A 12,755-nucleotide genomic window follows, 5' to 3' on the forward strand; every position below is an offset into this window, starting at 1 on the left:
AAAAACCGGATCAGATAAAGGCGGCAGTGGCCGACGCAGGGCACTGACTGGCGCGGCGCGATGTCGCAGGGCGACGCCTGCACGGCTCGGCTTGAAAGCTCATGAGGTCAGACGCTGCGTGACCCGCAGAGGTATCAGATGCTCTTTCTACAGTCCTAGGGGCGCATCTGATCCGCTTTTTTATCGAAAACCTGAGTCTGTTTCGCGATCAGTTGCCCTCGGATCATGGCGCCAGCCTGATAAACGCCTGATGAGGGCAACCATATGACCGATCTGATCCCCGTGCGGGCCGTCGAGACCATCGATCCTGCCAAACCCATTCGCCTGACACCGGCCCAGGCCGGCGGCCCGATTCACACCCGCAGCTTCACCGGACGCTTTCGCAACCTGCGCCTGCTCGGCGCCGGCCTCCTGTTCCTGCTGTTCTTCGGCACCGCCTGGATCGACTGGAACGGCCGCCAGGCCGTACTCTGGGATCTGGATAACCGCCAGTTCCACATCTTCGGCGCGACCTTCTGGCCACAGGATTTCATCCTGCTCTCGGCCATCCTGATCATCGCCGCCTTCGGCCTGTTCTTCATCACCGTGCTGGCCGGCCGCGTCTGGTGCGGCTACGCCTGCCCGCAGAGCGTGTGGACCTGGGTCTTCATGCGCGTCGAGCAGATCACCGAGGGCGACCGCGGCCAGCGCATCAAGCTCGATGCCGCACCCTGGTCGCTGCAGAAGTTTCTGCGCCGTAGCGCCAAACATGGACTTTGGCTGGTGGTGAGCCTGATCACGGCGATGGCCTTCGTCGGCTACTTCACGCCGGTACGTCAGTTGACCACTGACCTGCTGACCCTGGAGATGGGCGCGACCACCGCGTTCTGGGTGCTGTCGTTTACCGCCGCCACCTACATCAACGCCGGCTGGTTGCGTGAAAAGGTGTGCCGCGACATGTGCCCCTACTCACGCTTTCAGAGCGTGATGTTCGACAGCGATACGCTGGTCATCTCCTACGACGCCGCCCGTGGCGAAACCCGCGGCCCGCGCCGCAAGGACGCCGACTACAAGGCCGAAGGCCTGGGCGACTGCATCGACTGCACGATGTGCGTACAGGTCTGCCCCACCGGCATCGACATCCGCGACGGCCTGCAACTCGAATGCATCGGCTGCGGCGCGTGCGTCGATGCCTGCGACAGCGTGATGGACAAGCTCGGCTATGCCCGTGGCCTGGTGCGCTACAGCTCCGAGAACGAGCTGGCCGGCGGCAAGACCCACTGGTTGCGCCCACGCCTGATCGGCTACGCGGCGATGCTGGCCTTGATGATCGGCGCCTTCGCCTGGGCGCTGGCCGAGCGCCCGCTGATCTCCCTGGACGTAACCCGCGACCGTGGCCTGTTCCGCGAGAACGCCCTGGGCCAGATCGAGAACATCTACAGCCTGAAGATCATCAACAAGACCCAGCAAGCGCGCAGCTACGCCATCGACTTGGTCGAGCCCGGTGACTTCGAACTGCACGGCCCGCGCACGCTGAACCTGGCGCCGGGGGAGATTCGCGACCTGCCGGTAAGCGTCGCGCTGACGGCCTCGCACAACGCTGCCGGGCCGCAGACCCTGCGTTTCGAAGTCCGCGACCAGGCCGATTCGCAGAGCCATGTGAGCACCAAGAGCACCTTCCTCGCGCCGCTGCGCTAGCGCTTCGCCCCGAGGCGGGGCTCCTACAGATATCCGTGTAGGAGCCGCGCCCCGCGGCGAATGGGCCACCAGAGCCGTAGCCCGGATGCAATCCGGGGCGGTTCGAGGTCCTTCCCCGGATTGCATCCGGGCTACGGTTGCCACAACCGAGATACGTCCCCCTCACGAGGCACTGCCATGTCTGCCGCTCACCCCGTAAAGTGTTCGTCCTTACCCTTTGCGTCGGTGAACCAGGACAGGATGAAACGCTACGAAAAATTCGCCGACGAGATCGCCGAGCTGATCCGCACCGGTGTGCTCGGCCCCGGTGAGAAGGTGCCCTCGGTACGCCATGCCAGCCGCACCTACGGGGTCAGCCCGTCCACCGTGTTCCAGGCCTACTACCTGCTGGAAGATCGCGGCCTGATCCAGGCGCGCGCCCGTTCCGGCTACTTCGTGCGTGAACACGCCAAGCGCCCCTTGCACGAACCGGAGCTGACCGCCCACGCCGCGCAAACCACCGAGGTCGACGTCAGCGAGCTGGTGTTCTCCGTGCTCGCCTCGCTGAAGGACCCGCACACCGTGCCCTTCGGCTCGGCATTCCCCAGCCCCGACCTGTTCCCCCTGCCGCGTCTGGCCAAGAGCATGGCGCACGCGCTGCGCAGGCTCTCGCCGCACGAGATCATCGCCGACATGACCGCCGGCAACGCCGACCTGCGCCGGCAGATCGCCCTGCGTTACATGGTCAGCGGCGTGATGCTGCCGATGGAAGAACTGGTGATCAGCAACGGCGCCATGGAGGCGCTCAACCTCTGCCTGCAGTGCGTGACTCAGCCAGGCGACCTGGTGGCCGTCGAGTCGCCGACCTTCTACGCCTGCCTGCAGGTGCTGGAGCGGCTGCAGCTCAAGGCCGTGGAAATCCCCGTGCACCCGCGCGAAGGCATCGACCTGGGCGCCCTGTCGGAGAGTCTGAAGCAACTGCCGATCAAGGCCTGCTGGTTCATGAGCAGCCTGCAGAACCCGCTGGGCGCGAGCATGAGCGAGGAGAAGAAGCAGGCGCTGTATGAGTTGCTGGTCGAACACCAGGTGCCGCTGATCGAAGACGACGTGTACGCCGAGCTGTACTTCGGCAGCCACCCGCCCAAGCCGGTGAAGAGCTTCGACCGCGAAGGGCTGGTGATGCATTGCAGCTCCTTCTCCAAGAGCCTGGCGCCGGGCTATCGCATCGGCTGGGTGGCCGGCGGGCGCTATGCCGAGCAGATCGCCCGACTGAAGCTGATGACCACCATCTCGCCGTCGGTGCCGGCCCAGGCAGCGCTGGCCGACTACCTGCAGCACGGCGGCTACGACCGTCACCTGCGCAAGCTGCGCCATGCCCTGGAAATGCAGCAAAGCGCGATGCTCGCCTCTGCCGCCCGGCACTTCCCCGCCAACACGCGGGTCACGCGACCTTCGGGTGGCTACTTCCTCTGGTTCGAATTTCCCGAGCGTCTGGACTCACTGCAACTGCTGCGCCTGGCGCTGGCCCAGGGCATAAGCCTGGCGCCGGGGCCGATCTTCTCCGCCAGCCAGGGCTTTCGCCATTGCGCGCGGCTGAACTACGGCCATCCGTGGAACCCGAGCAGCGAACAGGCCATGGAAGTGCTCGGGCGCCTGGTGGCGGGGTTGTTGTAGCCCGGATGAAATCCGGGAGCCGGAGCAGGAATCGCCCCGGATTGCATCCGGGCTACGGTCCTGGTGCGCACGGCGCACCCTACGAACACCCCGCAGGTCGCGTAGGGTGCGCCATGCGCACCGACTGATTTGCAGCGGGCACAGTCTACGAGCGCTCTACTTCCACCAATACTCCACCTGCACGCCGAAGTTGGAGCCGTTGCGTGCGCTGCCGAAGGCGCCGTTCTCGGATAAGGCCGAACCGTCGGCCAACAGGTTGGCGGCCTGCTGCGCGGCGCGGTTCCAGCTGGCGTAGGTGTAGTACAGGCGAATTTCCGGACGTTCCCAGAAACCGGGGCCCGATGGTGACCAGGTCGGCGCAATGGTGAACTTGGTCAGTTTGCGTGTACCGCCGGGCGCCTCGACCTGATCGCGGCCAATCTCGCCGACCAGCTTGAACTGCTCGGTGAAGGCGTAGCTGGTGCGGCCACCGATGGACAGCCAGTTCTGATCCGCACCGTCCGGGCGCTTGTCCTTCTGGTAGACCAGTTGCACCTGACCGCCGAGGCGCGGGGTCATCTGGAAGTCGAAGAATTCCACCAGGCGCCAGCTGCGGTTACTGCTGTCGAGCGTCGGGTCGCCGGTATAACCCAGACCGGTACCCGGCCCGCGCCCGTATTGCAGGGCGATGGTGTTGACCCCGCCGAGGAAGTCCTGCTGCTTGTGTTGTGCGCTCACCGCCCAGCCGCTGTTGGCGTCGGTGCTGTCCGGCTTGTCGATGTAGCTGACGCCTACTTCCAGCTCGCCGCCGGGGTTGACCTGGAAGCCGCCGACGTTGAAATCGTGGCGGTTGATGTAGGGCTCCTGGTCGTAGTTGTCCTTGCGCGAGAACACGTAGCTGTACTTGAGGTCGCCGATCTTCATCTCGTCGATACCAAAACCAGTGGCGCTCTGGTTCCAGTAGTAGAAGTCGGTGATGTGGATGTCGTTACGCTTGTAGAAGCGGCGACCGGCCCACAGCGAACCGCCATTGAGTGCCGGCATGTTGCTCCACTCGGCGTACATCTGGTTCATCCGCGCGAAACCGTAATCGCCGGTGAATTTCGGCGTATGACCATACTGATTGTAGAGCTGGGCCATGCCCTCAACGCTGATCACCGAGCCGTCATCCAGGCGAAACAGGTCCTGGCGCAGGTCCAGTTCGATGTACTGCTCGCACTCGTTGCCCAGGCGGTACTTGGACTGCGCGCCCGGCAGTTGGAAGCACTGCTGTGTGCCGCCGGTATCCGCCCCGCCGATGCCGCTGCGTACGTAGCCGGTGAACTCGAGGGCCTGCGCCTGCGGCGTGGCCAAAGCCAGTGCCAGCAAGCAAGGGGCGCCGAGTGAACAGGTGAGGGTTTGCTGTGTGGTCTTCATCGTTGCTCCTGATTGTTTTTATTGAGCGATGCTGCGGATTACCGCCGCAGCGACGGTTCTTCGTTGCCTCGAGGAGCTGTAGCGCGGATGCAATCCGGGGGGTTATTGGGCAGCCCCCGGATTTCATCCGGGCTACACGGCTAACCGAGCTTGAACTGGGCCACCTTGTTGTCAGTGGCCTCACGCTTTCCCGGACGCAGGCGCTCGCCGCTGGCGGCGTCGAACAACAGCACGCGCGCCGGATCGAACTGCAGATCGAGGCTGGCACCGGCTTGCGGCGCGGCGTCCGGCGCCAGGCGGCAGCACACCTTGGTCTGGTTGAGGCTGACGAACACTAGGGTGTCCGGCCCGGTCGGCTCGACCACCTCGACCTCGGCGCGCAGGCTCGGCTGCGTCGAGCCGGCGCCGGCCAGCTGGATCTGCTCGGGACGCACGCCGAGAATCAGCTCGCGCCCTTCCATCTCGGCCGCGGCGCCAAGCGGCAGCTCGCAGCGCGCCTGCCCGGAATCGAGCAGCCCAAAGCACTGGCCGTCGCGTACCTGCAGACGCAGTGGAATGAAATTCATCGGCGGCGAACCGATGAAGCTGGCGACGAACTGGTTGGCCGGGTCGTTGTAGATCTCTTGTGGGGTGCCGAACTGCTGGATGATGCCGTCCTTCATCACCGCCACCTTGTCACCCAGGGTCATAGCCTCGATCTGGTCGTGGGTGACGTACACCGTGGTGGTCTTCAGACGCTGGTGCATCAGCTTGATTTCGGTACGCATCTCCACGCGCAGCTTGGCGTCGAGGTTCGACAGCGGTTCGTCGAACAGGTAGATCTTCGGCCGCCGCGCCAGCGCCCGGCCCATGGCCACGCGCTGCTGCTGACCGCCGGAGAGCTGGCCGGGCTTGCGCATCAGCAGATGCTCGATCTGCAGCAGCTTGGCCACGCGCGCCACCTCGGCCTCGATCTCCACAGGCGGCAACTTGCGCATCTTCAGGCCGAAGGCGATGTTGTCCTTCACCGTCATGGTCGGGTACAGCGCGTAGGACTGGAACACCATGGCGATGTCGCGATCCTTGGGGCTCATGCCGCTGATGTCGGCGCCGTCCACCAGGATCGCCCCGCCGCTGATGTCCTCCAGACCGGCGATGCAGTTCATCAGGGTGGATTTGCCGCAGCCGGAGGGGCCGACCAGGATCAGGAACTCGCCGGAGTCGATGGCCAGTTCGATGTTCTTCAGGGTGTCCGCCAGGCCGCTGCCGTAGGATTTGTTGACGTTGCGCAGTTCGAGGGTAGCCATGGTTATTACCTCAACCTTTGACGGCGCCGGCCGTCAGACCGCGCAGGAAGTACTTACCGGCCAGGATGTAGACCAGCAGGGTGGGCAGCCCGGCGATCATCGCCGCGGCCATGTCGACGTTGTATTCCTTGGCCCCGGTGCTGGTGTTGACCAGGTTGTTCAGCGCCACGGTGATCGGCTGGGTGTCGCCGCTGGCGAACACCACGCCGAAGAGGAAGTCGTTCCAGATCTGGGTGAACTGCCAGATCAGGCAGACCATGATGATCGGCACCGACATCGGCAGCAGGATGCGTCCGAAGATGGTGAAGAACCCCGCGCCATCGAGGCGCGCGGCACGCACCAGCGCCTCGGGAATGCTCACGTAGAAGTTGCGGAAGAACAGCGTGGTGAAGGCCAGGCCGTAGACCACATGCACCAGCACCAGGCCTTCGGTGGTGTTGGCCAGGCCGAGCTGGCCGAGGGTGAAGGACGCCGGCAGCAGGATCACCTGGAACGGCAGGAAGCAGCCGAACAACAGCAGACCGAAGAACAGCTGCGAGCCGCGAAAGCGCCACATGGCCAGCACGTAGCCGTTCAGCGCGCCAAGCAGCGTGGAGATCAGCACCGCCGGAATGGTGATCTTCACCGAGTTCCAGAAGTAGCCGCCGACGCCGTCCCAGGCCTTGACCCAGCCGATGAGAGTGAACACATCCGGGATCGACAGCAGGTTGCCACTGCGGATGTCGTCGGGGGTCTTGAAGCTGGTCAGCAGCATCACCAGCAGCGGCACCAGGTACACCGCGCAGGCCAGAATCAGGGTGGCGTGAATGGCCAGGCGGCTGAGGCTCATCACCCTTACCCGGCGCGGCGCGACTTGCGCGTTAATGGCATGACTAGTCATGGCGTTTGCCTCGCAGTTCGGAATACAGGTAGGGCACCAGGATCGCTAGCACCGCGCCGAGCATCAGCATCGCGCTGGCGGCGCCGAGGCCCATCTGGCCGCGGGTGAAGGTGTGGGCGTACATGAACATCGCCGGCAGGTCGGAGGCGTAGCCGGGGCCGCCAGCGGTCATCGAAGCGACCAGGTCGAAGCTCTTGATGGCGATATGGGCGAGGATCATCAGCGCGCTGAAGAACACCGGGCCCAGGCTCGGCAGCACGATGCGCAGGTAGATGCTCGGCAGGCTGGCACCATCGACCTGGGCGGCGCGGATGATCGACTGATCGACGCTGCGCAAACCGGCGAGAAACAGCGCCATGACGAAGCCCGAGGACTGCCACACGGCGGCCATTACCAGGCAGTAGACGACGCGATCCGGGTCCACCAGCCAGTCGAAGCGAAAGCCCTCCCAGCCCCAGTCACGCAGCAGCTTGTCCAGACCCAGACCGGGGTTGAGCAGCCACTTCCAGGCGGTGCCGGTGACGATCATCGACAGTGCCATGGGGTAGAGAAAGATGGTGCGGATAAAGCCTTCGCGGCGGATGCGCTGATCCAGCAGCACCGCCAGAAACACGCCGATGACCAGGCTGATGACGATGAACAGGCCACCGAAAACCAGCAGGTTCTGGCTCGCCACCCACCAGCGATCGTTGTCCCACAGCCGCGCGTACTGTTGCAGCCCGACGAAGTTGTAGCTGGGCATGAAACGCGAGTTGGTGAACGACAGCAGGAAGGTCCAGCCGATGTAGCCGTAGAACCCCACCAGCACGATGACCATGCTCGGCGCCAGCACCAGCTTGGGCAGCCAGCGCTGCAGGACGTCCAGCGGTGAGGCTTTGGTGATGACTGCGTTTGAACTCATGGTTGACTCCGTTGCGTGCTGCGTTGATGCGTAAAACATCCGTAGCGGACCCGTAGGGCGTACTCGCGAAGCAGTACGTCGGCGATTACAGCCAGCGCGCATAGCCGGCGGACTGTTCGCTGCGCTCCTGAGTCCGCCCTACCGACTGCCAGTTGCCCTGCCCCGACACCTGAATCTCGGCGCGGCCGATCCCGTGACGCGTGCCTGTGGGCATGCGCCAGGGATAGAAGGCTTGAAACAGGCGGGTTGCACCCGCCCTACGGCAAGGCCCGGCTACGAGGCCCCGTCACTCACTGCACCGCCTGGATCGCCGCCGCCAGTTGCTGGGCGGCGCGCTTGGGGTCGGCCTTGGGGTCGTTGAAGAAGTTGGTCACCACGTCGAACACCGCGCCCTGCACGTAGCTGGAAGCGGCCATGCCGTGGGCCAGGCTCGGCTGCAGACCACCATCGGCAGCGGCCTCCTTGAAGTCGGCCATGGATTTCTGCGCGCAGGCGTCGAAGCTGCTCATGTCCTGGTCCATGCGCACCGGGATCGAGCCCTTGTTCTGGTTGAAGAATTCCTGGAACTCGTTGCCCATCACCGTACGCGCCAGGTCTTCCTGGGCCTTGCGGTTGTCGGCGTTGTTCAGCTTGAACATCGCCAGCGAGTCGATATTGAAGGCGAAGCTGCCCTGGGTGCCAGGGAAGGCCAGGCATTCGTAGTCCTTGCCGGCGACCTTGCCGGCTGCGGTCCACTCGCTCTTGGCCCAGTCGCCCATGATCTGCATGCCGGCCTTGCCGTCGATCACCAGGCCGGTGGCGCTGTTCCAGTCGCGCCCGGCGGCGTCGGCATCGATATAGCCACGCAGCTTCTGCAGAGCAGCAAACACCTCGACCATCTTGTCGCCGGTCAGGGTATCGCGGTCTAGCTCGACGAAAGCCTTGCGAAAGCCCTCAGGGCCAAGAATGCTGAAGGCCAGGTCTTCGAACACGGTGCCGTCCTGCCAGGGCTGGCCGCCATGGGCGATGGCGATGAAGCCGGCCGCCTTGAGCTTGTCGGCGGCAGCGAAGAATTCGTCTAGGGTGGTCGGCGGCGTGGCGCCAGCCTTTTCGAACACTTGCGGGTTGATCCACAGCCAATTGACCCGGTGCACGTTGACCGGCACCGCCACGTAGTCGTCCTGGTACTTCATCACCTCGATGACCTGCGGTGGCAGCAGGTCATCCCACTTCTGCTCGGCAGCGACGTCGTTGAGATCGGCGAGCAGGCCCAGTTCGCCCCACTCCTGGATATCCGGGCCCTTGATCTGCGCCGCGGCGGGCGGGTTGCCGGACACGGCGCGGGTCTTCAGCACGGTCATGGCCGCTTCACCGCCGCCGCCGGCCACGGCGAAATCCTTCCATTTGTGGCCCTGGGCTTCGACCAGTTTCTGCAGGGTATCGGCAGCGCGCTTTTCACCACCGGAGGTCCACCAGTGCAGCACTTCGACTTCACCGGCAGTGGCGGACAGGGGCAGCAGAACAGCGAGGGAGATGGCACAGGACAGGCGAGAGATCGCTTTCATGGGATAAGACACCTTGTTGTTGTTATTCGCGAGCAAGTCGTGGTGCTTGCATTGCGAACGAGTCTACCCAGCCCCCGGAGCCCTGGGGGTAACAAAGGGTATTGGATAGTCACCAGGTCGTTACAAAGCGCCGCGAGCCGGTGACATGCAGCGCAGCGGCGCGCGCGCTGCAGTTGTGCGGCGCGGCTCACGGCGGCGCTCAACGGCTCTGGCGCGGCAACCAGAGGGTGACGCGCAGCCCTCCATCGCGCAGGTTACGCAGGCTCAGCTCGCCGCCATGGCTGTGCGCCAGGTTGCGTGCGATGCCGAGTCCCATGCCGTAGCCCTGTTGCTGGCTGGCCAGACGGAAATGCGGCTCGAACACCTGCTCGAGCTTCTGTTCGGGCACGCCCGGCCCCTCGTCATCGACATGCAGGACGAACGCCTCGGCATCGTCCTCGATGTGCAGGTGCGCGCGCTCGCCGTACTTCAGGGCGTTGTCCAGCAGGTTGCCGATACAGCGGCGCAGGGCCAGCGGCTTGCCGGGATACAGATCACGCGCGGCGCCGTCGAGGGTGACGCGGCCCGAGCCGAGGTAGGGTTCGGTCAACCCGTGCAGCAGGTGGTTGAGGTCCACCGGCTCGATGTTCTCGTGGATGTCGGTGTCCTTCACGCATTGCAGCGCGCCTTTGACCAGTAGCTCGAGGTCATCCAGATCACGACCGAACTTGGTCTGCAGACTTTCATCGTCGAGCAGTTCGACGCGCAGGCGCAGGCGCGTGATGGGCGTGCGCAGGTCATGGGAAATGGCGCTGAACAACTGGCTGCGCTCGGTCAGGTAGCGGCTGATACGCTCGCGCATGGCGTTGAAGGCGCGGGCCACCTCGACCACTTCACGGCCGCCGCCCTCGGCCACCGGCTCCACCTCGGCGCCCAGCGACATATGCCGCGCGGTGCGCGCCAGGCGCTTGAGCGGACGGCTCTGCAGGTGCACCAGCAAACCGATGAACAGCAGCAGGAAAGCCGTGGTCAGCAGGATGAACCACAGCTGCTGGGTCGGCAGTATGGGTTCTTCCAGGCTGGTGTAGGGTTCGGGCAGCAACGAGGCGATGTACAGCCACTCCCCCGGCGCCAGCTGGATCTGCGTCACCAACACGGGCGGATTGACCGGCTCCAGAGTCAGCGCGTAATGCGCCCAGGAACGTGGCAGCTCGTCGAGTTTCAGGCCGCCGTTGAAGATGCGCAGGTCATCCGGACTGACGAAGGTCACCGAGATGTCCGCGGCAGTGCCCAGCGACTGGTGCAGCACCTCGGCCACCGCCTCGGTCACCGCCTGCTTGCGCGGCGTGGCCGGCAGCAACTCCATCTGCAGCGGACGATCATTGAGGCTTACCACGAAGCGCGTGCCACCCATGCTACGCAACTGATCGAGCACCAGCGGCCGATACGCCACCGGCAGCGAGCGGAAGTAACGCACGCTGGCGGACATCGAATGCGCCAGGCTGCGCGCAGTGGTGACCAGGCCTTCGAGCTGGGTGGCGCGCAGTTGCGACAGCCAGATCACGCTGGACAGCGTCTGCGCCGCCAATATCGCCAGCAAGGTGAGCAGCAGCATGCGCCCGAGCAGCGAGCGCGGCAGCCAGCGCCGCGGGTTAACGCCCATCGCCGGCCTGCAGGCTGACCGTGGCCGCCAGTTGATAGCCGCTGCCACGCACGGTGCGAATCAGCCGCGGCGGCTTGTCGGTATCGCGCAGGCGCTGGCGCAGGCGGCTGACGGCCATGTCGACGATGCGCTCCAGCGGCATCACCTCGCGGCCACGGGTGGCGTTACCGATGGTGTCGCGGTCGAGAATCTGCTGCGGGTGGTCGAGAAATAGCTTGAGCAAGGCGAAGTCGGCGCCGGACAGAATCACCTCCTCGCCGTCACGGTGAAACAACCGATGGCTGACCATGTCCAGGCGCCAGTCCTCGAAGGCCAGCACCTCGCCGCTGCGCTCCTGGGTGAATTGCGCGCGGCGCAGCAAGGCCTTGATCCGCGCCAGCAATTCGCGCGGGCTGAATGGCTTGCCGAGGTAGTCGTCGGCGCCCAGCTCCAGGCCGATCACGCGGTCGGCTTCGTCGGAGCTGGCGGTGAGCATGATGATCGGCACCTGGGCGAAGCGTTGGTGCTCGCGCACCCAGCGGCACAGGCTGAAGCCGTCCTCGTCGGGCAGCATCACATCGAGAATCACCAGGTCGGCCGACTCCGCACACAGGCTCTGGCGGAAGGCGGCGCCATCGGCCACGGCGCGCACCTGAAAGCCAACGCGGCTCAGGTAGGTATCGAGCAGTTCGCGAATTTCCTGGTCGTCATCGACCAGCAGAATCGATTTGCCGGGCTGGCTCATGGTCCGCCACCTTTCTTGTTATGACTGTATAGCCCGGATCAAATCCGGGGGGCTATCAATGCTTCTCCCGGATGGTATCCGGGCTACGTTCCGATGCCTGTTGCAAGGCCACGCCAGCGCCGGTCAGGCCGGTATACTCGGCCGTCACCAGCCACACTGGAATGCCGTGAAGGTAATCGCTCATGCAGCCCTTGTCGCTGAAGCTCTTGGCAAAACCGCTGGCGAGAAAACGTTCGGCAAAACGCGGCACCACACCGCCGACGATGTACACCCCGCCGCGCGCGCCCAACGTCAGTACGTTGTTACCGGCCACGCGCCCGAGCCAGCAACTGAACTGCTCCAGCACTTCGCCAGCAACAGGCTCGCCCGCCAGGCCGGCAGCGGTGATGGCCGCCGGCGTCGCGTGCTGCAGCGGCTGACCGTCGAGCTCGCAGATGGCCCGATACAGCACCAGCAGGCCGTTGCCACTGAGCACATCTTCGGCGCGCACGTGGCCCAGCTGTCGATAGAGAGCCTGCCAGAGCTCGGCTTCGCGCGGGCTACCGATGGGCAGGTCGACATGGCCACCCTCACCTGGCAGCACCAGCCAGCGCCCCTGCGCCTGCTCCAGCAGCGTGCCGACACCGAGACCGGTGCCGGCGCCGATCACCAGGGCTGGACGGTCGGCCTGCGGCTCGCCCGGGCACACCTGCACACGCTCGTGCTCGGCGATGCGGGTCATGCCCAGGGCCATGGCAGAGAAGTCGTTGATCATCAGCAAGCGGTCGATCTGCAACGCCTCGCAGAACGCCGTGCGGTCGATACGCCAGTGATTGTTGGTGAAGCGAAACAGGTTGCCGCTGACCGGCCCGGCGCAGGCCAGACACACCGAGCCGATGGCCCCCGGCTGCAGGCCCTGAGCCTGCAGATAGGCGGCAATAGCATGCTCCGGCCCTGCGAAATCGGCGGTCGGCAGAACCTGCACCGCCTCCAGTTGCTCGTCACGCCAGAGTGCGAAGCGTGCGTTGGTACCACCGATATCGCCGACCAGAGCCAGTTTCACTTGAACGCCTC

Annotated in this window: 10 protein-coding genes; 2 read left to right on the forward strand and 8 right to left on the reverse strand. The window is 64.9% G+C overall.

Annotated elements, in window-relative coordinates; translation table 11 throughout:
• Nucleotides 1-264: 264 nt before the first annotated feature.
• Both ccoG and mapR read left to right on the forward strand, forming a co-directional pair.
• Nucleotides 265-1,677 (forward strand): cytochrome c oxidase accessory protein CcoG, encoded by a 1,413-nt coding sequence (gene ccoG, locus BLT86_RS11025; RefSeq protein ID WP_092376670.1) that lies wholly within the window; start codon nucleotides 265-267, stop codon nucleotides 1,675-1,677.
• Between the two features lie 240 nt (nucleotides 1,678-1,917).
• Complete coding sequence (gene mapR, locus BLT86_RS11030; RefSeq protein WP_090337686.1) at nucleotides 1,918-3,330, forward strand: GntR family transcriptional regulator MpaR; 1,413 nt, start codon at nucleotides 1,918-1,920, stop codon at nucleotides 3,328-3,330.
• A gap of 156 nt (nucleotides 3,331-3,486) precedes the next feature.
• On the opposite strand, the gene BLT86_RS11035 is transcribed toward mapR, so the two are convergent.
• From BLT86_RS11035 to BLT86_RS11070, 8 genes are all read right to left on the reverse strand, one after another.
• On the reverse strand, nucleotides 3,487-4,725 hold the full coding sequence (locus BLT86_RS11035) for a maltoporin (protein ID WP_017674827.1): 1,239 nt from the start codon (nucleotides 4,723-4,725) through the stop codon (nucleotides 3,487-3,489).
• Between the two features lie 140 nt (nucleotides 4,726-4,865).
• Nucleotides 4,866-6,011, reverse strand: coding sequence for an ABC transporter ATP-binding protein (locus BLT86_RS11040; protein ID WP_092376673.1), 1,146 nt, complete (start codon nucleotides 6,009-6,011; stop codon nucleotides 4,866-4,868).
• 10 nt (nucleotides 6,012-6,021) lie between these two features.
• Nucleotides 6,022-6,840 (reverse strand): carbohydrate ABC transporter permease, encoded by an 819-nt coding sequence (locus BLT86_RS11045; protein WP_197676112.1) that lies wholly within the window; start codon nucleotides 6,838-6,840, stop codon nucleotides 6,022-6,024.
• 43 nt (nucleotides 6,841-6,883) lie between these two features.
• Nucleotides 6,884-7,792 carry a carbohydrate ABC transporter permease gene (locus tag BLT86_RS11050; RefSeq protein ID WP_021489842.1) on the reverse strand — a complete coding sequence of 303 codons (909 nt, stop codon included), beginning with the start codon at nucleotides 7,790-7,792 and terminating at the stop codon, nucleotides 6,884-6,886.
• A 290-nt stretch (nucleotides 7,793-8,082) separates the two neighbouring features.
• On the reverse strand, nucleotides 8,083-9,336 hold the full coding sequence (locus BLT86_RS11055; protein WP_092376678.1) for an ABC transporter substrate-binding protein: 1,254 nt from the start codon (nucleotides 9,334-9,336) through the stop codon (nucleotides 8,083-8,085).
• Nucleotides 9,337-9,535: 199 nt separating this feature from the next.
• Nucleotides 9,536-10,978, reverse strand: a complete 1,443-nt coding sequence (locus tag BLT86_RS11060) for a sensor histidine kinase (RefSeq protein ID WP_092376682.1) — start codon at nucleotides 10,976-10,978, stop codon at nucleotides 9,536-9,538.
• Complete coding sequence (locus tag BLT86_RS11065) at nucleotides 10,968-11,702, reverse strand: response regulator (protein ID WP_092376686.1); 735 nt, start codon at nucleotides 11,700-11,702, stop codon at nucleotides 10,968-10,970. Before BLT86_RS11065 ends, BLT86_RS11060 begins: the two co-directional genes overlap by 11 nt.
• A 55-nt stretch (nucleotides 11,703-11,757) precedes the next feature.
• Entirely contained in the window at nucleotides 11,758-12,744 is a 987-nt protein-coding gene (locus tag BLT86_RS11070; RefSeq protein ID WP_092376689.1) for a glucokinase, read from the reverse strand.
• Nucleotides 12,745-12,755: the final 11 nt, after the last annotated feature.

This window comes from Pseudomonas sihuiensis, from assembly GCF_900106015.1.
In the GTDB taxonomy this organism is placed as follows: Bacteria; Pseudomonadota; Gammaproteobacteria; order Pseudomonadales; family Pseudomonadaceae; genus Aquipseudomonas; species Aquipseudomonas sihuiensis.